The following is a 20,350-nucleotide window of genomic DNA, read 5'->3' as shown; positions in this document are numbered from 1 at the left end:
TCACACTCGGTTATCGCTTTACACCTATATAGCATCTGACCTATATTGATAAGGAGATCTCGTGTGGATGATTAAAACGACAGAGCGGTTTGATCGCTGGTTTACGTTGCTTAATGACAGCGATCGCGCCTGCGTGCTGGCTGCATTGATGGTGCTGCGGGAAAAGGGGCCGGGATTAAGCCGACCCTATGCGGATACGATTAAAGGTTCCGCTTATATCAACATGAAAGAGTTACGTATCCAGAGCCGCGGCGACCCAATAAGGGCTTTCTTTGCTTTTGACCCGAACCGCACGGCAATTGTGCTGTGTGCCGGTAATAAGGCGGGCAATGAAAAGCGATTTTATCGGGAGATGCTTCCGGTTGCCGATCGGGAATTCACACACTGGCTAAAAAGCTTTAACCATAAGGAGTAACGTGATGGGCAGAACGCTGGAACAGCTTATTGCGGATGAAAAACCGGAAGTCGTTGCCGACGCACAGGCTATGGCGACCGAAATCCTGCTCAACATTCACCTTGCCGAGCTGCGTGAGAAAGTGCAGAAAACGCAAGTGGAAATGGCGCAGGCGCTGGGCATCACACAGCCGACCGTGGCGGGCATGGAAAAGCCGGGGCGTGACCTGAAGCTTTCCACGCTCAAACGTTATGTCGATGCGGCAGGGGGGAAACTGCGGCTGGTGGTAGAGTTGCCGGATGGTTCCCACTACGGGTTCGTGGTGTAAGCCTCTGGCGTGAAAACCACGTCGCCGTGATTAAAAACATCAATGCAAAAAGCCCGCTCAGGTTTCCCTGAGCGGGCTTTTCTAATTCTGGCTCCTCTGACTGGACTCGAACCAGTGACATACGGATTAACAGTCCGCCGTTCTACCGACTGAACTACAGAGGAATCGCTTGAACGGGGCGAATATTAACGGCGCTGATCCCGCTTGTCAAAGCCCTGTTTACTGAATTGCGTTCAGATGCTCGTAAAAGCAGCGGATTGGCGGTTTTTACGTAAATCTGCTGGCTTTTCAAACTGCCAACAGGATCTCACTTTGCGGGCATTTCTCGGCAGATGTTAGAGGCATGTCAAAGTTTTGTTGTTTGCCGATGTTAAAACAACCGTTTCAGTGCTTTTATGATAAAAATTTCAAAACGAAACTATATGGAACAAATAAACTGCTTATCATCACGGTCGTGATTATCATCCGGAAATGAAACGGCATTTTTAAACTAACTGTTTGCAGATCAAGTGATTGTGAAAAGGAGTGGTCGATCACAAAAATAGCCATAACCTGAAGTCTTACCTCAAATTTCCCGAAACAGACGCCAGACAGGCTGGGTGAATGTAAAAGATATTTTTCATTCGCGGCTTCAGCCCCTGAGCAAGTTAACAAATAAGAAGGGTCCCTATGAACATTAAAAAAACGATTGTCGCCTCACTGTTAGCCTGCATGTTACCTGCCGCGGTTATGGCAAAAGATGTCTCGGTGGGCGTCTCAATGGCGCTGTTTGATGACAACTTCCTGACGATTCTGCGTACGTCAATGCAGAAGGAGATGCAGAAGGATGGCGTTAAAGGCCAGGTTGAGGATGCAAAAGGTGACGTTTCACAGCAGCTTCAGCAGGTTCAGAACTTTATCGGTCAGGGTGTGGATGCCCTGATCGTCAACCCGGTCGACACCAATGCGGTGAAACCGATTATGGATCAGGCGAGCAAAGCGGGTATCCCGTTGATCTTTGTCAACCGCCGTCCACAGGCGGAACTGACCGGCAAAATGGCCTATGTGGGTTCCGATTCAGAACTGGCCGGGCGCTTACAGATGGAAGCGCTGGCTAAAGCGATGAACGGCAAAGGCAATGTCGCCATCCTGATGGGTGATCTGGCGAACGAAGCGACCCGCGACCGTACCAAAGGTGTGGAAGAAGTTGCCGCTAAATTCCCTGGTATCAAAATCGTTCAGAAACAGACCGCCAAATTTACCCGAAACGACGCGGTGGATGTGGTCAGTAACTGGATGACGGCGGGTGATGAAATCAATGCCATCGCGTCGAACAACGATGAAATGGCGATCGGTGCGCTGCAGGCGCTGGGTAAAAACCCGGACAAAATCCTGATCGCTGGCGTCGATGGCACTCCCGATGCGCTGCAGATGCTGAAGCAGGGCAAAATGGTCGCCACGGTATTCCAGGATGCGCAGGGCCAGGGGGAAGGCGCGGTACAGACAGCAATCAAGCTGGTGAAAGGCGAAAAAGTCCAGAAAGTCATCAACATCCCTTACCAGCTGATTACCAAAGAAAACATGGAACAGTTTACCCAGCGTAACCTGAAATAATCGTTCCCGACCCAGCTGTACGGAGGTGATGTATGAACGCGTTTGCGCTTGAAGCCGAAGGCATCAGCAAGTTCTTCCCCGGTGTCAAAGCCCTCGACAACGTATCGTTGCGGGTGCGTCCGGGTACGGTACATGCCTTGATGGGCGAAAATGGCGCGGGCAAATCCACTTTAATGAAGTGCCTTATCGGGATGTATCGTCCCGATAAGGGCACCATCAAAATTAAAGGGGAGCCGGTGCAGTTTCAGGACACCATGGACGCGTTGCGTTCCGGCATTTCAATGATCCACCAGGAACTCAATCTGGTGCCTTACATGACCGTCGCCGAGAATATCTGGCTTGGCCGCGAACCGATGAAGTTTGGCTTTGTCGATCATGCCAGACTTAATCAGAAGACGCAGGAACTGCTCAACCGCCTCAACATCCGCCTGAAAGCCGATCGGATGGTTGGCGAGCTGAGCATTGCGTCGCAGCAGATGGTCGAGATTGCCAAAGCGGTCTCCTGGGATTCAGACATCGTCATTATGGATGAACCGACCTCCGCGCTCACGGAAACCGAAGTCGCGCATCTGTTTACCATCATTCGCGATCTGCGGGAGCAGGGCAAAGCAATCATCTACATCAGCCACAAGATGGATGAGATCTTTAACATCACCGATGAGGTCAGTATCTTCCGCGACGGCAGCTGGATCGCCAGCGATCAGACGGCTAAATACACCCGTCAGTCGCTGATCACACAGATGGTAGGGCGCGAGCTGACGCAGTTGTTCCCGAAATTCAACAGCGCCATTGGCGAAGAGGTGCTGACGGTGCGTAACCTCACCTGCAAAGATCGTTTCACCGACGTCAGTTTCAGCGTGCGCCGGGGTGAAATCCTCGGCGTCGCCGGGCTGGTGGGGGCCGGTCGCAGTGAAGTGATGGAAAGCCTGTTCGGCATGGAGAGTTTCGACAGCGGTGAGATCCTGATTGATGGCGTGCCGGTGACGATCGACTCGCCCTCAACCGCGATTGAAAAGGGCATGGCGTTCCTGACCGAGGACCGTAAAAAGTCCGGGCTGTTTCTGGTGCTGTCGGTGATGGAGAACATGAGCATCGTCAACATGCCGGAGTACAGCGGCAAAAGCGGTTTTGTCAGCCATGTGAAGATGGCGCAGGACTGCATGGACCAGATCCGTCGGCTCAATATCAAAACGCCGACCATGGATCAAATCATCAATAACCTCAGCGGCGGTAATCAGCAGAAGGTTCTTATTGCCCGCTGGTTGCTGGCGCAACCGAAGATTCTGATTCTGGACGAACCGACGCGCGGCATTGACGTCGGTGCAAAAGCGGAGATTTACCGCTTAATCAGTGAACTCGCCAACCGTGGCGTGGCTATCATCATGGTCTCCTCTGAACTGCCGGAAATCCTTGGCATGAGCGACCGGGTGATGGTGATGCACGGCGGGCGTATAACCGGCATCCTCGATAAAGAAGAAGCCGATCAGGAAACCATTCTGTCGTTGGCATCCGAGTGAGGCGCGAGACCACTATGAGCAATATGAAAGCTACTGCTACCCCGGCAGCCCCGCAGCAACCCTCTTTTTTTGCCAGCCTGCGCCATAAACTGCCGAAAGATACCGGCATTTTTGTGGTGATGGTGGGGATTGCGTTGATTTTTGAAATGTTCGGCTGGTACGTGCGTGACCAGTCTTTCCTGCTCAACACCAACCGTCTGATCCTGATTGTCCTGCAGGTGGCGATTATCGGGATTATCGCCGTTGGCGTGACCCAGGTCATCATCACCACCGGTATCGATCTCTCGTCCGGTTCCGTCATCGCCCTGGCGGCGGTGGTAGCGGCCAGTCTGGCGCAGACCTCTGACAGCCTGTCGCCGATGTATCCCTCGCTGGTCAATATGCCTGCGGTGATCCCTATCGCGGCCGGTATCGGTGTGGGTCTGCTGGCGGGCGTTGTCAATGGTGTACTGATTACCCGCACCGGCATTCCGCCCTTCATTGCCACGCTGGGCATGATGGTGTCGGCACGTGGTCTGGCGCAGTATTACACCCAGGGTAATCCGATCAGCTTCCTGTCTGACGGCTTTACCTCAATCGGTCAGGGTGCCATGCCGGTCGTGATTTTCCTGGTGGTGGCACTGCTGTTCCATATCGCCCTGAAACATACCCGTTACGGTAAATATGTTTACGCCATCGGCGGCAACATGACCTCGGCGAAAGTCTCCGGTATCAACGTTAATAAGTATCTGATCATCGTCTACACCATTGCCGGTGCGCTCTCTGGCCTGGCGGGTGTGGTACTGGCGGCGCGTGTCAGCAGCGGCCAGTCGAGCATGGGAATGTCCTACGAGCTGGATGCGATTGCCGCAGCTGTTATCGGCGGCAGCAGCCTGATGGGTGGTGTAGGTCGTATCACCGGCACATTAATCGGCGCGGTTATCCTCGGTCTGATCAAAAGCGGCTTCACCTTCGTGGGTGTTGACGCCTACATTCAGGACATTATTAAAGGGATAATCATCGTGGCCGCGGTTTCTATCGACATGCACCGTAACCGCAAAAAACGTTAATCAACAGGCGTTGCCTTCTTCCGTAACGGGAGAGGGCAACGGTTGCTTTTAGCCTCAGTGATTCGGCAGAGATAAGACTTCCTGCTGATACCGGTTACATTCTTATGCTGTTCGTTAATGCTTTCCTGTAAGCCCGGCAAGCTTTAATCAGGTGCAATGCGTTTCCACTGCACTTAAACTGTACAGCCCGCCATCACTTTTCTGCACGTCTGACTCGCAGCGTCTGCACTGCCACAGTGCGCCCACCCCTCTCCTTCATTGCAATTACACATTCCTGATCCTTATTAACCCTTAAGAGGTAATCAGAAACGCTTATTTTCCGGGCCGTTAGGAAAAATCTGGCCGACGGGTGAGGTGTACAATTTAAACCTGGCCTGCATCTTGCAAAATCTCTGTTATCAGGGCGATAGGATCAGACCTATTTCGCTATTCGGGGTAAGTGACGGAGGCAAGATGAATTTAAGACGACTGAAGTACTTTGTGAAAATCGTCGATATCGGCAGTCTGACGCAGGCAGCCGAAGTGCTGCACATCGCACAGCCTGCACTCAGTCAGCAGGTGGCAACGCTGGAGAATGAGCTGGATCAGCAACTGCTGATCCGCACCAAGCGCGGCGTCACGCCAACGGAAGCCGGAAAGATTCTCTATGGCCATGCGCGTACTATTCTGCGCCAGTGCGAGCAGGCCCAGACGGCGGTGATCAATGCTGGTCAGGTGCTGAGCGGCCAGGTGTCGATTGGACTGGCACCGGGCACGGCAGCCTCTTCACTGACCATGCCGCTGCTGCAGACCGTCCGCGATCAGTTTCCTGAAATCCTGGTCTACCTGCACGAAAACAGCGGCAGCGTACTGAATGAGAAGGTGATGAACGGTCAGCTGGATATGGCAGTGCTGTACGATCGCGCACCGACTGCCGGAATCAACAGCGTGCCGCTGATGAAAGAAGATCTCTTCCTGGTCGGTGCATCCGATTACCCAGGTGCCAGCGTCGATCTGGCCGATGTGGCGCAGATGAGCCTGTTTTTACCACGCGACTACAGCGCAGTGCGCAAACGGGTTGATGAGGCATTTTCACTGCGTCGCCTGAGTGCGCGCATCATTGGTGAGATCGAATCGATTTCAACCCTGACCGCAGCGATTTCCAGCGGTATGGGCGTCACCGTATTACCTGAATCCGCTGCCCGGGCGCTGTTGGGTTCGACGGATGCCTGGATGTCACGCATCAACAGCCCGTCACTGAGTCTGCCTTTGTCGCTGAACATCTCCGCCCGGTTGCCGCTATCGCCTTCTGCACAGGCCGTGAAAAATATCCTGCTGTCACTGCTGAATAAGCCGCTGAATGAGGAGCGGGAGTTGATGCTAGTGGGGTAGGGGCGCTTGCAGCGGGCTGAGGTTAAGCTTTGCAGCGCGTTCACCTGAGAAGGTGACGCCCGCCAGGCGTATGGGAGTTTCAGGTTGCCCGAGCAGGCGGACGCGTCAAGGGGCGGACGCCCGCCCCTTAACAATCCCGGCGTCCGGCAGCCTGCGCGCCCCGCTTCGCGGGGTACCTTCGTCACGCCCTGCGGCCAGCGGACCGTCCTTTCGCCGACGTCCTGTCGGCTCATCTTCGCCTCCGGTTGTTCCTCAGCGCTCCGGATGCCTCTCCAAAACCCCCGCCTGTAAAATTTTTGTTTTTCCTGAATGAGGAGTTGTCTGCTCGCATGAGAGCCAAAGACCTTCATTGAAACTAACCGCAGTTAAGTACTTAACGTTGAGAGAAGAGATAACAGCGAGGGGGTGGGGAGGCCGTCAGAACCGCTGAGCGGATAAGGGATTTCAGGACGAGCGACAGGGATGTCGCGAAGAGGCGGGTTCGCGCCAGGGATGGCGCGTCCTGCTGGTCCGTCAGAAATCCGGAAGAAGCGAAGGGACCGCGAAGCGGCGGTGAAGCAGGCCGGAGCCGGGGGGCAAGGGGGCGCGGCGACTGGCGGCCCCTTGTCGGTCGCCTGCAGAGGCGGGTCTGAAACTGCCCAACTTCTCAGGCGAACGAAACCCCTCTCATAGCCCGTTCGCGCAGCGAACAAACCGCAGCATCAGCTCTGCTGCCAGCCCGTTCGCGCAGCGAACACTCCAGCTTCAGCTCTGCAGCAGCCATTCGCGCAGCGAACACCTGTTAAGCCCGGGCTGCCAGGCCAATCATCTCAGCATGTTCGCACAACCTCAGCCCCACCCCGTTATTCCCTAAATTCATAAAGCCAAATTTTTTAGTATTTCCTGTTATCAATAATAGTTCTTAACATCGGGGAATCAGATTATGTAAAGGGAGGTAAATACCGTGAATTTCCAGCAGCTTAAAATCATCCGCGAGGCGGCCCGCTGTGAGTTTAATTTAACGGAAGTCGCTAATACGCTGTTTACCTCTCAGTCAGGTGTCAGTCGGCATATTCGTGACCTGGAAGATGAACTGGGTGTTGAGATCTTTATCCGTCGCGGTAAGCGCCTGCTGGGAATGACCGAACCGGGTAAAGCGCTGCTGACCATCGCCGAACGCATCCTCGATGAAGCGGGGAAGGTACGACGTCTGGCCGATGTTTTTACCAATGAAACCAGCGGCATTCTGACCATCGCCACTACCCACACTCAGGCGCGCTACAGCCTGCCGAAAATCATCAAAGCGTTTCGTCAGCTCTACCCCAACGTCCGGCTGGAACTCAATCAGGGATCGCCACAGGAAATTGTCACCATGCTGCTGGCGGGTGAAGCGGATATCGGCATCGCCAGTGAAATGCTGGTTAATAACAGCAGTCTGGCGGCATTCCCCTGGTTCAGCTGGCATCACGCATTGCTGGTGCCGAAAGATCATGAACTGGTGCAGAATCAACCGGTTTCACTGAGCACCCTCAGCCGTTATCCTCTTATTACTTACCGCCAGGGTATCACCGGCCGTTCGCGGGTTGACCGTGCCTTCCAGTCGGCGGGCTTAAAACCGGATATCGTGCTCAGCGCCCAGGACTCCGACGTGGTGAAAACCTACGTTAAACTTGGTCTGGGCGTCGGGATACTGGCCGATCAGGCGTGTGAAACCGAAGAGAGTGAAGAGCTGGTACGCATCGACGCCACACATCTGTTTGATGCCAGCACCGTCTGGCTCGGCCTCAAGCGGGGTCAGCTGCAGCGTAATTACGTCTGGCAGTTCCTGGAGCTCTGCAACGCTAACCTGTCGCTGGAGGAGATCAAACGGCAGGCGCTCTCCTACAGTAATGACGACGAACCGGTTATCGACTTCCAGATTTAAAGCGCGTGCGCATCCCGCCGGATGCGCGCCCATTTCCGCACAGCATAAAATTTCAAATCACCGCGAAAAACTCGCTTAGCGACCTTTCTGACCCCGCACAACAACATCCTGCGCTGACACGGCGCGATAAAGTGGAATCAGCTGACCACAAGGGGATGTTATGTCGCGATTACAACTTAAAGACAGCGATCTGCTGCGCCAGCAGGCGCTGTTTGCCGGACGCTGGCAGGATGCGCATCAGGGTGCCACGCTGCCGGTTACCGATCCCGCCACGGGCGAAACGCTGGCGACTATTCCGGCGCTGGGCCGTGCGGAAACAGAGCAGGCGATAGCCTATGCGGAAACGGTACGCATCAGCTGGGGCAAAACCCCTAACGCCAGCCGTGCCGCACTGCTGGAAAAATGGCATCAGCTGATTATTGAACATGCTGACGACCTGGCAATCATCATGACTGCCGAGCAGGGAAAACCGCTGGCGGAAGCCAGAGGTGAAGTGCTCTACGGGGCCAGTTTTGTGAAATGGTTCGCGGAAGAGGCGCGCCGTATCTATGGCGACACTATTCCCGCGCCCAGCGACGACCGGCGCATTCTGGTGCTGAAACAGCCGGTAGGCGTTGCCGCCGCCATCACACCCTGGAACTTCCCGATTGCGATGATCACCCGCAAGGTGGCTCCCGCACTGGCCGCCGGATGCCCGATTGTTGTCAAACCCTCTGAGTTAACGCCGCTCTCGGCACTGGCGCTGGCGGTACTGGCAGAGCGTGCCGGTTTTCCGTCAGGCGTATTGCAGGTGCTGACCGGCCTGCCCACGGAGATTGGCGCGGCACTGACCAGTAGCCGTACGGTGCGTAAAATCTCCTTTACCGGCTCGACCCGCATCGGGCAGTTATTAATGCAGCAGAGCGCTGACAGCATCAAACGTCTGAGCCTGGAACTGGGCGGCAACGCCCCGCTGATCGTGTTCGATGATGCCGACATTGAGATTGCGGTCGCGGGCGTCATGCTCAGCAAGTTCCGCAATGCCGGGCAGACCTGCGTTTGCGCCAACCGCATTCTGGTGCAGCGCAACATCTATCCACGCTTTACCGCAAGACTGCTGGAGGCGGTCGCCACCCTGAAAGTGGGCGATGGCTTTGCACCCGACAGTACCATTGGCCCGCTGATCAACAGCCGCGCGGTGGAGAAAGTGAACGGTCACATTGATGATGCGCTGAGTCAGGGAGCTACGCTGTTGACCGGCGGCATCAGCCAGGGCAACGGCACTTTTGTTCAGCCCACGGTGCTCGGCGAGGTCACGTCCAGCATGCGCATCGCCCATGAAGAGACGTTCGGCCCGGTCGCGCCGCTGTTTATTTTTGATGATGAAGAGCAGGCGATCGCGATGGCGAACGACACGCCATACGGCCTGGGCGCCTACTTCTTTACCGAAAATATCCGGCGCGCCTGGCGGGTGGCGGAAGCGCTGGAGTTTGGCATGGTCGGCTTCAATACCGGCGCGATTTCTCTTGAGGTTGCGCCGTTTGGTGGTGTGAAACTTTCCGGTATTGGCCGGGAAGGATCCCGCTACGGAATGGATGAATATCTGGAACAGAAAACGTTTCACATTGGCAGTCTGTAATTAAATATGACCCCAACGCCAGCCGGATTTTCCGGCTGGCGTTTTTTTTCGCCTGGCGCACAGAATAAATTCTGCTGCGTCAAATAATCCTCTTTAAAAAGTAAAGAATTTATCAGGGATGTGAGGCGGGTCGGTAAATTGGCGGGGCATGAGCGCAAAAGTGGGCAGCCTGACCCGGAATATCCGCTTTGGTGCAATTTCCGTGCAGGTTGCACCAGCAGGGCGCATAAATTTTGTGAAGTAAATCATCTGTTTAATTGTTCGGCAAATCCACAAAAATTATCCCGGTAATACGGCAGAAAATTTTTTTGCGCTGTTTTAAACGCATTTTTATTTTTTGCCCGGCTGGCATACTTTCTGCATTAGCTTATTAACAGCGCAGAAAATGCCAGTTAAAAACGCTAATAAGCCAGCAACTGATGGGTGTTACAAATAAGGAATTCTTCCATGTTAAGTTTCGACCCTGAAAAAGTTTCTCTTCCGGTTGGCCATTATATTGGCGGCCAGCATTGCCAGAGCCAGGGCGCAGCCTTCGAGGTTAAACGTCCCTCTGATGGCAGCGTCTATGCCACGCTGCAGGACGCCATGCCGCAGGATGTTGATCGTGCCGTCACCGTCGCGCATCAGGCGCTAAAATCCAGCGGCTGGTCAGGCTGTCCGCCGCGTGAACGTGGTCGCGTCTTACGCCGTTGGGCCGATTTGATCGAGCAGGATACGCTACTGGCTCAACTGGAAGCGCTGGGCTCAACGCGACCCATCAGCGACGTGGTGCTGCACGAAATTCCATTTACCGCCGAGGCGATTCGCTTCTATGCCGAATGCGCCGACAAATACAGTGGCGATCTCTTTCCCACCCGGGACAGCAGCCTCGGCATGCTGATTGCGGAACCCTATGGCGTCATCGCCGCGATTACCCCGTGGAATTTCCCGCTGTCGATGGCGTCGTGGAAATGCGGACCCGCGCTGGCAGCAGGCAATGCGGTCGTGCTGAAACCCTCTGAACTGACCCCGTTTTCAACGGTGCGCATGGCCGAACTGGCGATTCAGGCGGGCCTGCCAGCGGGCGTGCTGAACATTGTGCAGGGCAGTGGCGCGGTGACCGGCAGCGCGCTGGTGAAACATCCGCTGGTGCGCAAAGTCTCGTTTACCGGCTCGACCCTGACCGGCGCGCGCATCATGAGTGATGCCGCGCAGCACGGCATGAAACCGGTGACGCTGGAGCTGGGCGGCAAAAGCCCGCAACTGGTGTTTGATGATGCGGGTGACCTTGAGGTGCTGGCTCAGCGCATTCTGCGCGGCTTCACCGCCAACGGTGGTCAGGCCTGTGTAGCGGGCACCCGTCTTATTGTGCAGCGCAACATTGCCGATCCGCTGGTTGAGCGACTGGCCCAGCTTTGCCGGGAAGTGAAACCGGGCGTCACCTGGCAGGAAGGCAGCCGCTACGCGCCGCTGATCGATGAACGCCAGGGCAATAAAGTCTGCTCGGTCATTGAAGCCGCAAAAGCGCAGGGCGCAGAGGTGCTGGTGGGTGGAGAGCGCTTTGCCGACACCCAAGGCGGCTGGTTCTGGCAGCCGACGCTGCTGAGCCATGTGGCGCAGGATAACCCGGCGGTACAGCAGGAAATTTTTGGTCCGGTGCTGACGGTACAGACGTTTGATGATGAAGAGCAGGGCCTGGCGATGGCTGCGCACGACACCTATGGCCTCTGCGCCGGTGTTCACACCCTAAGCCTGCCGCGCGCGCTGCGGGCGATGCGCGCCATCGACGCGGGCACTGTCTGGATCAATCGCTATGGTCGCTCCGGCGACTTCATCATTCCCACAGGCGGTTTTCTCGGCTCCGGCATTGGTAAAGATTTAGGGCGTCAGGCGTTTCAGGCCTGCCAGCGCCAGAAAAGCGTACTCATCGATTTCTAAGCGCAACTGACAAGACAGGGGTGTTACATGGCACTGTTTAAACCGAAATTCATCACGTTTGACTGTTACGGCACGCTGATTCGCTTCGATATGGCCGGTGCGGCACAACGCTGTTTCAGCGACCGCGTCGACCCGGATGCGATGAACGCGTTTACCGCCGACTTTGCCAGCTACCGGCTGGATGAGGTGCTCGGCGCATGGAAACCCTATTACGACGTGGTCAGTAATGCGATACAGCGCACCTGCAAAAAGTGGGGCATTAAGTGGGACAAAGCCGACAGCGACTTTATCTACACCGACTGCGCCAGCTGGGGTCCGCACCCCGACGTGCCGGCCGGACTGGCAAAAGTCGCTAAGGCGTTTCCGCTGGTGCTACTGACCAATTCGATGAAAGACCTCATCCCGCACCATGTACCGCGTCTGGGCGCGCCCATTCACATGACCATCACGGCAGAAGAGGCAGGCGCTTATAAACCGCAGATGAAGGGCTTCGAGTACATGCTGGATAAGCTTGGCTGTGGTCCGGAAGAGATCCTGCACGTCTCCTCCAGCTTCCGCTATGACCTGATGACCGCCTACGATCTCGGCATCAAAAACAAAGTCTGGGTCAACCGTGGTCATGAACCGGCGAACCCGTACTACCAGTACACCGAAATCAAAGATATCGGCGGCCTGCCTGGCGTCGTCGGACTCTGAGGAACTCCCCATGAAACTGGAATCGTTCTGGCAGGCCACGGCACCGGCCTTTACCGGTGCTGCCCGCGAACCGCTGCCCGCCCAGGCGGACGTGGTGGTGATTGGCGGCGGCTTCACCGGCGTTTCGGCAGCACTTAACCTGGCGCGCAGCGGCATCAGCGTGGTGCTGCTGGAGAGTGGCGACGTCATGAGCCAGGCATCGGCCCGCAACGGCGGTCACTGCAATACCGGTGTGGCGCAGAACTTCGCCTCGCTGGTGGCGAGTCAGGGTCTGGATCAGGCCAGCCGCTTCTACCGGGCATTTGACGACGCGGTGAGCTACGTCCAGCAACTGATTCAGGCTGAAGCGATCAACTGCGACTTCCGTCTGTGCGGCAAACTCAAGCTCGCCAGCAAAGCATCGCATGTCGCCGGGCTACGGGAAGCCTATGAACTGATGCGTCGCACTGTGGACCCCGAGATCGAACTGCTCGACAAAACGGCAGTGCGCGACGAAATCGCCAGTGACAAATTCCACGGCGGCCTGCTGCAGAAGCGTGGCGGTCAGATGCACATGGGCAAGTTTGGCATTGGGCTGGCTGAAGCCGCCGCCCGCAGCGGGGCGAAAATTTACCCGCACCACGCCGTGACGAAGCTGGAACGTCTGAAGGGCTATCAGCACCGGATTCACACCGCGCAGGGCACCCTTCTGGCGGATAAAGTGCTGATGGCGACGGGCTGCTCCAACAGCGGCCCTTTCCCCTGGTTTCAGCGCCGCATCGTGCCGGTCGGCAGCTTTATTGTGGTGACGGAAGCGCTCGACCCGGCGCTGCTGCGCCAGGCGCTGCCCCATAATCGGACCTATGTGACATCGCTGAATATCGGCAACTACTTCCGCACCACTGCCGACAGCCGACTGGTGTTTGGCGGGCGGGCGCGGTTTGCGGTCAGTAACCCAACCTCTGATTCGCGCAGCGGCGAGATCCTGCGCCACGCGATGACGCAGATGCTGCCACAGCTCGGCCAGGCAAAGGTGGAGTACTGCTGGGGAGGCATGGTCGATATGACGGCCGACCGTCTGCCGCACGCGGGTGAACAGAATGGCCTGTTCTATTCACTGGGCTACAGCGGCCACGGCACGCAGATGTCGGTGTGGATGGGACGGGTAATGGCCGATTTGCTGGCCGAAAAGCGCACTGAAAATCCCTGGCAGCGTGATGCATGGCCCGCGCTGCCCGGTTATCACGGCAAGCCATGGTTTTTACCGCTCGCAGGACTCTATTACAAAGCAAAGGATCGCCTTTCTTAACGTCCCGTCGGGTGCTGGCCGCCAGGTTGCCAGCACCGCCAGAACATGATCCCGGTTCGCCTGACTATTGAGGGTAGAGAGATGAGTAAATTTGATAATAACGACGCTGATGCGGTAAATCCGGCACTGACGCGCATGATCACCGAAGGATCGCTGTCACGTCGCAGCCTGATGAAAATGCTTTCCGCTGGTGCGGTGATGAGCAGCGGGCTGGTGGGCTTTTCCGGGGCGGCACTGGCGGACGACAAGCCGGTCAAAGGCGGTAAAGTGCGGGCGGCAATGTCGAATGCTTCCGCTACCGACACGCTCGATCCGGCGAAAAGTAACAACAGCGCGGACTATACCCGTCAGTTCATGTTCTACAGCGGCCTGACCGAACTGGACAAAAACCTGATGGCGCAACCGGCGCTGGCCGAATCACTGGAGTCCAGCGACGGCATCACCTGGCATATTAAACTGCGGAAGGGCGTCACCTTCCATGATGGCAAACCGCTGACCGCTAAAGATGTGATCTTCTCGCTCAGCCGACACAAAGATCCGGCTATCGCCTCAATCGCCTTTAAGCTGGCCGATCAGTTCAAAACCTTCAGCGCAGTCAATGATAACGAGGTGCAGCTGGAGCTGAATAGCGCCAACTTTGACGTCCCTTACATGCTGGCGACGCCGCCTTTTTTGATTGTCAAAGACGGCACCACCGACTTCAGCAAAGGCATCGGCACCGGTCCGTTTGTCTGCAAAACCTTTATGCCAGGCACACGCACCATCGGCACCAAAAATCCCCATTACTACAAGCCCGGCTTGCCGCACCTGGATGAGGTGGAGCTGATTGGCGTTACCGACGGTGCAGCACGCGTCAATGCCCTGATGTCGGGCGATCTGCAGATGGTCTCCACCCTGACAGCCGCAGACTGCAAACGCATTAAAGCCAGCAGCGAGTTTGGCATACTGGAGAGCAAATCAGGCATGTACACCAACCTGATTATCCGCACCGACGTGAAACCGGGTAACAACGAAGACTTTGTGCTGGCGATGAAATATCTGCAGCCGCGCGACATGCTGGTGAAAACGGTACTGCAGGGTTATGGCGACGTCAGTAATGACACGCCGGTGCCGCCGTGGCATCCGCTCTACAACGCCGACCTCAAACCGCGTCCGCTCGACATAGAAAAAGCGAAGTTCCACATTAAAAAAGCGGGTATGGCTGGCGCGACAGTAGAGATCATCACGACGCCCAACATTGAAGGGGCGAACGAAGGCGGGCAGATGATCCAGCAGATGGCGCGCGGGGCAGGGCTGAATGTAAAAGTGCGACGTGTGCCGTATGACGGTTACTGGTCTTCGCACTGGATGAAAGATCCGGTGGGATATGGCTCGATAAATCCGCGTCCGACGCTCGACATGCTCTTCTCACAGTTTTATCTCTCTACCGCACCGAATAATGAATCGGGCTGGAAAAATCCCCAGTTTGATCAGCTGGTGGTCGCCGCGCGAGGGGAACGCGATCAGGCAAAGCGCAAGCAGATGTATGGCGATATGCAGACGCTGATTTATGACCACTGCGGCACGATCATCCCGACCTTTATCAGCTCCACCGATGGCTACAACAAAAAGGTTAAAGGGGTCGAAGCCTGGCCGTCAGGCATGATGATGGGCTATCGCTTCCATGAGTTTGCCTGGCTGACCGCCTGATCTCAGCCTGTCCCATCAGGCTATTCATAAGGAGTTCGCCGATGAACCGATACATGCTGTTCCTGATTGCCCGGCGCATTGGTGCTGGCATCCTGACGTTGCTTATCGTCTCGGCGGTGGTGTTTTTCATCACCAGCCTGCTGCCGGGTGACGCGGCGCAGATGATCCTTGGCCAGAATGCCACACCGGAAACGGTGGCGGCGTTACGGCAGCAACTGGGTCTCGATCAGCCTTTGCTGATGCGCTACTTCCACTGGCTGACAGGCATGGTGCAGGGCGACTTTGGCACCTCGTTTGCCAGCCATTTGCCGGTCTCGCAGCTGGTGGCGCAGCGCATTCCCGCCACCTTTGAACTGGCGGGCATCACCACGCTGATCTGCGTGCCGCTGGCGCTGATTATCGGCATTATTGCGGCGATGAATCGCGGTTCCCGGCTCGACCGGGCCCTGGTTATCGGCACCATGGCGACGGTGGCCGTGCCGGAGTTTCTGGTGGCGACGGTAGCGGTGCTGATTTTTGCCGTGAAGCTGCACTGGGTGTCGGCGATGTCGTTCGGCAGTCCGGATAGCGACCTGCTGAGTTACCTCAAAGCCTATGCGCTGCCGGTGCTGACGCTCTGCTGCGTGCTGGTGGCGCAGATGGCGCGTATGACGCGAGCCGCCATTATCAACCAGCTCGACAGCCCCTACCTGGAGATGGCGCTGCTGAAAGGGGTATCGCCGCTCCGCGCCGTGCTGCGTCATGCGCTACCCAACGCGGTTGGCCCGATCGCCAATGCGATTTCACTCAGCCTCTCCTACCTGTTTGGCGGCGTGATCATCATCGAAACCATCTTCAGCTATCCCGGTCTGGCCAGCCAGCTGGTGGATGCGGTCAGTAATCGCGACCTGCCGGTGGTGCAGCTCTGCGTGATGTTGTTCGCCGCCTGCTACCTGGTTCTGCTGCTGGCGGCCGACATTCTGACTATCGCCTTTAACCCGAAATGGAGAAGCGCATGAATACTCTCTTGTTGCCCTGGCGTTTCTTACAGTCGCTCTCCTGGTCAGGCCGGCTGGGTCTCATCATGTCGCTGTTCTGGCTGCTGATGGCGGTGTTTGGCACGCCACTGGCTCCGCACAGCATTGATGACATCGGCGGCGGTCCGCTGATGGGCGGCATGACGGCGGATAACCTGCTGGGGACCGACTACCTGGGACGCGACATGCTGAGCCGTATTCTCTACGGCGCGAAGTTCTCCATCGGTCTGGCGCTGAGTGCGGCACTGCTGGCCAGCCTGATCGGCACGCTGCTGGCGCTGCTGGCGGCGGTAACGGGACGCTGGCTGGAGGAGCTGCTGGGCCGCGTCAACGATGCCCTGCTGGTGCTGCCGGGCAAAGTGCTGTCGCTGATGATTGTCGCGGTGTTTGGCTCCTCGCTGCCCATGCTGATCCTCACGGCGGTGTTCACCTACTGGCCGGGCGCATTCCGCATCGCGTTTGCCATGGCCAGCTCGCTGCGCAGCATGGACTACGTCCGGGCATCACGGCTGCGGGGCGAAAGCCGCTGGTATATCGCCCTTCACGATATCCTGCCTAACATGGTGCACCCGATGCTGACGGACTTTGGCCTGCGCTTTGTCTACATCGTGCTGCTGCTGAGCGGCCTGAGCTTCCTTGGCCTGGGAGTGCAGCCGCCGTACGCTGACTGGGGCACGCTGGTACGTGAAAATATGCAGGGGCTGTTTGATGGCTCGCCCGCGGTACTGATGCCCGCGCTGGCGATTGCCAGCCTGACCATTGGCGCCAACCTGTTTATAGACAGCCTGCAGGCGATGCGTCCGATGACGCTGGCGAAGGAGGGAGCATGAACGTGACACCACATACCGCCATGCCGGTGATTTCGGTGGATAAACTGCGCGTTACCGCGCAGACCGATCGCGGCGAAGAGATCGACCTCGTTTCCGACATTCACTTCACGGTGCAGAAGGGCGAGGTGCTGGCGCTGATTGGCGAATCCGGCTCCGGGAAAACCACTATCGCGATGGCGCTGATGGGCTATGCCCGCAGCGGCTGCCGCATCGCCGAGGGCAATATTCACGTTGCCGGCACCGACATTAACAGTCTGACACCGGGCCAGCTGCGCGCGTTTCGCGGCAATAAAGTCGCCTATATCGCCCAGAGCGCGGCGGCGTCATTTAATCCGGGCATGAAGATCCTCGACCAGGTGATTGAGCCGGTGGTTATTCACGGCACGATGACCCGTAAAGACGCGAAAGCGAAAGCGATCGGCCTGTTCCGTGAGCTGGCGCTGCCCAATCCCGGGACCATTGGTGACCGGTTCCCGCACCAGGTGTCGGGTGGTCAGTTACAGCGTCTGATGACGGCGATGGCGCTGATTGGCGATCCCGACGTCGTGATCCTTGATGAGCCTACGACCGCACTGGATGTCACCACGCAGGTGGAAGTGCTGAAGGCGTTTCGCCGCGTGGTGGTGCAGCGCGGCGTCACCGCGATTTACGTCAGTCACGATCTGGCCGTGGTGGCACAGATGGCTGACCGGATTCTGGTGCTGCTGCGCGGTAAAATGGCGGAGTATGGCAGCACCGCGCACCTGATTGGCGCGCCGCAGGCAGAGTACACGCGGCTGCTGATGGACGCAGCGCGGCAGAAAGAGCGGCCCAGCAACTGGTGTCCGGCTGCCGCCGATATTCAGCCGCTGCTGGAAGTGCGCGATCTCTATGCCGGTTACGGTCCGCGCGGCAGCGACGGCCAGCCAAAAATACGCATTCTGGAGGAGATTAACCTTAAGCTGTGGAAAGGGCAGGCGATTGGCATCATCGGCGAGTCAGGTTCAGGCAAAACGACGCTGGCTCATGCCATTGCTGGTCTCAACGCGCCGAGCCACGGGCATATCCTGTTTAACGGCCATTATATCGCCGGCGATATGCAGAAACGTCCTGACAACGAGCTGCGGCGCATTCAGTATGTGTTCCAGATGGCAGATACCGCGCTGAATCCGGCCCATAGCGTTGAGCGCATCCTGTCGCGCCCGCTAACGCTGTTTCACGGCCTGAGCGGCGCAGCCCGACAGCAGCGACTTTATCAGCTGCTGGATCTGGTGCAGCTGCCACGCAGCGTACTGTGGCGGCGTCCCTGGGCACTCTCCGGCGGTCAGAAGCAGCGCGTCAACCTGGCGCGTGCGCTGGCAGCGGAGCCGGATCTGATTTTGTGTGATGAAGTGACCTCAGCGCTGGATACTGTGGTCGCCGCCGCCGTCCTCGACTTAATCAGCGAACTGCGCCGCGAACTGGGGCTTTCCGTGATCTTCATCAGCCACGACATGCATGCGGTGCGCGCGGTGTGCGACGAAATTGTGGTGATGAAAAGCGGTCGCATCGTCACCCAGCTGGCACGCAACGACTACGACAAGCCGACCAGCGAGTTGTATTTCGAGCGGCTGAAGCGCGCAGTGCCGGAGCTGCGGCAGGGCTGGCTGGATGAGCATGAAGAGATTTTAAAAGCGGAGTGAGTTGCCGCTGAGCCTTACGGGCAACTGAATTTATCCGTCTGCATAGTACTGATGTGCAAGGCAGGCGGCGTGGGTCAGCGTACAGCGGCGACGTCGCTCTGCGCCAGACCCGATACTGACAACAGAGGTCATCTTGTTATGCCCGCACCGATTCGTTATGTACAGGACAGTGCTGACTTTCCCGATTCCGCCGATGTGGTGGTGATTGGCGCCGGTATCGCCGGTGCCGCCGCCACCTGGGAGCTGGCGAAGCAGGGAGTGAAGGTGGTGCTGATTGAAAAAGGACTGGTCGGCGCTGAGCAGTCAAGCCGCAACTGGGGCTGGTGCCGCCAGCAAAACCGTGATGAGCGTGAGCTGCCGCTGATTATCTATGCGCTGCAACGCTGGGGTGAGCTCAGTGAAGAAACCGGCGAAGAGCTGGGTTTCCGCCGCAGCGGGCTGGTTTACGCCACGCAGGCAGAGTCGGATATCGCGGCCTGGGATAAGTGGAACCAGATGGCGAAAGGCTATGGCATGCGCAGTTCGATTCTCACCGCAGAGCAGGCTAAAGCGATGACGCCCGGCAGCACCACAAACTGGCTGGGCGGTCTCTCGTCGCCCACCGATGGTCACGCCGAGCCGCGCCTGGCGGCGCCTGGGCTGGTGGCTGGCGCGCAGAAAAAGGGTGCACTGCTGTTTCAGCAGTGCGCCGTGCGGGGACTGGATATCGCCGCCGGACGGGTCAGCGGCGTCTGGACCGAGCGCGGTCTGATCAAAACCAGCCGGGTTATCTGTGCCGCCGGGGCCTGGACCTCCATGTTCTGCCGTCGTCACGGCATCGACCTGCCGCTGGGCAACGTGATTGGCACGGCCTTCCGCACGCAGCCCATTGAGCAGGCGATCGCCATGCCGCTCTACACACCGGGCTTCGCCTGTCGCCCACAAATGGATGGCAGCTATACCGTGTCAGTATCTGGTCGTGGTCGTCTGGAGCCGGGCGCACAGGGGCTGCGCTATGCCCGTCAGTTCTATCCGACCTTTAAGAGCCGCCGCAAGAATCTGACCCTGAATCTCGGCCTGTCACCGTTCTTCAACGGCCCTGAGGCGATGGGGGGCTGGTCATTCGACCGCGAGTCGCCGTTTGAGCGGATGCGCATTCTCGATCCGGCAGCGGATGCAAAAATCGTGGAAGAAGGACTGGCGGCAATGCGGCGTGAATACCCGGCGCTGGCGAATCTCCGGCTGGCGCAGTCATGGGGCGGCATGATTGACAGCACCCCGGACGCCATTCCGGTTATCTCCACCGTGGCGAAACTGCCGGGGCTGGTGCTCTCGGCGGGTTACAGCGCCCACGGTTTCGGTATCGGACCGGGTGCCGGACGACTGGCCGCCGATCTGGCGACCGACGCCACACCCATCGTTGACCCGACCCCTTACCGCTACAGCCGTCTGGTTGACGGCAGCGGACTTGACACGCCAGGCATGATGTAAGGAGAACGCG

Annotated in this window: 16 protein-coding genes and 1 tRNA gene; 16 read left to right on the top strand and 1 reads right to left on the bottom strand. The window is 57.6% G+C overall.

Annotation, left to right across the window (positions count from 1 at the left end):
- The first annotated feature begins 61 nt into the window (after positions 1-61).
- Together AC6I8J_RS11780 and proR are read left to right on the top strand one after the other, a co-directional pair.
- A complete protein-coding gene (locus tag AC6I8J_RS11780; protein WP_253419151.1) occupies positions 62-415 on the top strand; it encodes a type II toxin-antitoxin system RelE/ParE family toxin in 354 nt (117 codons plus the stop codon).
- A 4-nt stretch (positions 416-419) separates the two neighbouring features.
- The gene (proR, locus tag AC6I8J_RS11775; protein ID WP_033733169.1) at positions 420-722 is read left to right on the top strand and encodes a transcriptional regulator ProR; all 303 of its coding nucleotides are present in this window, start codon (positions 420-422) and stop codon (positions 720-722) included.
- Between the two features lie 88 nt (positions 723-810).
- Here the strand turns inward: proR and AC6I8J_RS11770 are convergent.
- Positions 811-886: transfer RNA gene (locus AC6I8J_RS11770), tRNA-Asn, on the bottom strand.
- A gap of 505 nt (positions 887-1,391) precedes the next feature.
- Here AC6I8J_RS11770 and AC6I8J_RS11765 point away from each other — a divergent pair.
- The 14 genes from AC6I8J_RS11765 to AC6I8J_RS11700 all read left to right on the top strand — a co-directional run bounded on the left by AC6I8J_RS11765 (position 1,392) and on the right by AC6I8J_RS11700 (position 20,340).
- The gene (locus tag AC6I8J_RS11765; RefSeq protein WP_285088351.1) at positions 1,392-2,315 is read left to right on the top strand and encodes a sugar ABC transporter substrate-binding protein; all 924 of its coding nucleotides are present in this window, start codon (positions 1,392-1,394) and stop codon (positions 2,313-2,315) included.
- Between the two features lie 32 nt (positions 2,316-2,347).
- Positions 2,348-3,832 (top strand): sugar ABC transporter ATP-binding protein, encoded by a 1,485-nt coding sequence (locus tag AC6I8J_RS11760; protein WP_098052921.1) that lies wholly within the window; start codon positions 2,348-2,350, stop codon positions 3,830-3,832.
- Between the two features lie 23 nt (positions 3,833-3,855).
- Positions 3,856-4,881 (top strand): ABC transporter permease, encoded by a 1,026-nt coding sequence (locus AC6I8J_RS11755; RefSeq protein WP_181162214.1) that lies wholly within the window; start codon positions 3,856-3,858, stop codon positions 4,879-4,881.
- 453 nt (positions 4,882-5,334) lie between these two features.
- Entirely contained in the window at positions 5,335-6,252 is a 918-nt protein-coding gene (nac, locus tag AC6I8J_RS11750; protein ID WP_497825386.1) for a nitrogen assimilation transcriptional regulator NAC, read from the top strand.
- A gap of 943 nt (positions 6,253-7,195) precedes the next feature.
- A complete protein-coding gene (cbl, locus tag AC6I8J_RS11745) occupies positions 7,196-8,155 on the top strand; it encodes an HTH-type transcriptional regulator Cbl (protein WP_013358380.1) in 960 nt (319 codons plus the stop codon).
- A gap of 160 nt (positions 8,156-8,315) precedes the next feature.
- Entirely contained in the window at positions 8,316-9,773 is a 1,458-nt protein-coding gene (locus tag AC6I8J_RS11740) for an NAD-dependent succinate-semialdehyde dehydrogenase (protein WP_161735946.1), read from the top strand.
- A gap of 447 nt (positions 9,774-10,220) precedes the next feature.
- On the top strand, positions 10,221-11,690 hold the full coding sequence (locus AC6I8J_RS11735; RefSeq protein ID WP_497825385.1) for an aldehyde dehydrogenase family protein: 1,470 nt from the start codon (positions 10,221-10,223) through the stop codon (positions 11,688-11,690).
- Positions 11,691-11,717: 27 nt separating this feature from the next.
- A complete protein-coding gene (locus AC6I8J_RS11730; protein ID WP_161735944.1) occupies positions 11,718-12,386 on the top strand; it encodes a haloacid dehalogenase type II in 669 nt (222 codons plus the stop codon).
- A 10-nt stretch (positions 12,387-12,396) separates the two neighbouring features.
- Entirely contained in the window at positions 12,397-13,674 is a 1,278-nt protein-coding gene (locus AC6I8J_RS11725) for an NAD(P)/FAD-dependent oxidoreductase (protein ID WP_497825384.1), read from the top strand.
- 81 nt (positions 13,675-13,755) lie between these two features.
- Complete coding sequence (locus AC6I8J_RS11720; protein WP_161735942.1) at positions 13,756-15,363, top strand: ABC transporter substrate-binding protein; 1,608 nt, start codon at positions 13,756-13,758, stop codon at positions 15,361-15,363.
- Positions 15,364-15,404: 41 nt separating this feature from the next.
- Positions 15,405-16,361 (top strand): ABC transporter permease, encoded by a 957-nt coding sequence (locus tag AC6I8J_RS11715; RefSeq protein ID WP_010247875.1) that lies wholly within the window; start codon positions 15,405-15,407, stop codon positions 16,359-16,361.
- Positions 16,358-17,209, top strand: coding sequence for an ABC transporter permease (locus tag AC6I8J_RS11710; RefSeq protein ID WP_161735940.1), 852 nt, complete (start codon positions 16,358-16,360; stop codon positions 17,207-17,209). Before AC6I8J_RS11715 ends, AC6I8J_RS11710 begins: the two co-directional genes overlap by 4 nt.
- Positions 17,206-18,870: an ABC transporter ATP-binding protein gene (locus AC6I8J_RS11705; RefSeq protein ID WP_161735939.1), complete on the top strand. Its 1,665-nt coding sequence runs from the start codon at positions 17,206-17,208 to the stop codon at positions 18,868-18,870. The genes AC6I8J_RS11710 and AC6I8J_RS11705 overlap by 4 nt, the downstream gene beginning before the upstream one ends.
- A gap of 138 nt (positions 18,871-19,008) precedes the next feature.
- A complete protein-coding gene (locus AC6I8J_RS11700; RefSeq protein ID WP_161735948.1) occupies positions 19,009-20,340 on the top strand; it encodes an NAD(P)/FAD-dependent oxidoreductase in 1,332 nt (443 codons plus the stop codon).
- Positions 20,341-20,350 lie beyond the last annotated feature (10 nt).

It is taken from the genome of Pantoea sp. X-Soil-ISGK-355 (genome assembly GCF_059730805.1).
The sequence above is the reverse complement of the archived record's forward strand: the minus strand, read 5'-3'. Positions and strand labels throughout refer to the sequence as shown.

What these genes read in the sequence shown, in the direction of transcription:
- proR (WP_033733169.1), top strand. Translation starts at nt 420, where the DNA reads ATGGGCAGAACGCTGGAACAGCTTATTGCGGATGAAAAACCGGAAGTC.
- AC6I8J_RS11765 (WP_285088351.1), top strand. Translation starts at nt 1,392, where the DNA reads ATGAACATTAAAAAAACGATTGTCGCCTCACTGTTAGCCTGCATGTTA.
- AC6I8J_RS11760 (WP_098052921.1), top strand. Translation starts at nt 2,348, where the DNA reads ATGAACGCGTTTGCGCTTGAAGCCGAAGGCATCAGCAAGTTCTTCCCC.
- AC6I8J_RS11755 (WP_181162214.1), top strand. Translation starts at nt 3,856, where the DNA reads ATGAAAGCTACTGCTACCCCGGCAGCCCCGCAGCAACCCTCTTTTTTT.
- nac (WP_497825386.1), top strand. Translation starts at nt 5,335, where the DNA reads ATGAATTTAAGACGACTGAAGTACTTTGTGAAAATCGTCGATATCGGC.
- AC6I8J_RS11740 (WP_161735946.1), top strand. Translation starts at nt 8,316, where the DNA reads ATGTCGCGATTACAACTTAAAGACAGCGATCTGCTGCGCCAGCAGGCG.
- AC6I8J_RS11735 (WP_497825385.1), top strand. Translation starts at nt 10,221, where the DNA reads ATGTTAAGTTTCGACCCTGAAAAAGTTTCTCTTCCGGTTGGCCATTAT.
- AC6I8J_RS11730 (WP_161735944.1), top strand. Translation starts at nt 11,718, where the DNA reads ATGGCACTGTTTAAACCGAAATTCATCACGTTTGACTGTTACGGCACG.
- AC6I8J_RS11725 (WP_497825384.1), top strand. Translation starts at nt 12,397, where the DNA reads ATGAAACTGGAATCGTTCTGGCAGGCCACGGCACCGGCCTTTACCGGT.
- AC6I8J_RS11720 (WP_161735942.1), top strand. Translation starts at nt 13,756, where the DNA reads ATGAGTAAATTTGATAATAACGACGCTGATGCGGTAAATCCGGCACTG.
- AC6I8J_RS11715 (WP_010247875.1), top strand. Translation starts at nt 15,405, where the DNA reads ATGAACCGATACATGCTGTTCCTGATTGCCCGGCGCATTGGTGCTGGC.
- AC6I8J_RS11710 (WP_161735940.1), top strand. Translation starts at nt 16,358, where the DNA reads ATGAATACTCTCTTGTTGCCCTGGCGTTTCTTACAGTCGCTCTCCTGG.
- AC6I8J_RS11705 (WP_161735939.1), top strand. Translation starts at nt 17,206, where the DNA reads ATGAACGTGACACCACATACCGCCATGCCGGTGATTTCGGTGGATAAA.
- AC6I8J_RS11700 (WP_161735948.1), top strand. Translation starts at nt 19,009, where the DNA reads ATGCCCGCACCGATTCGTTATGTACAGGACAGTGCTGACTTTCCCGAT.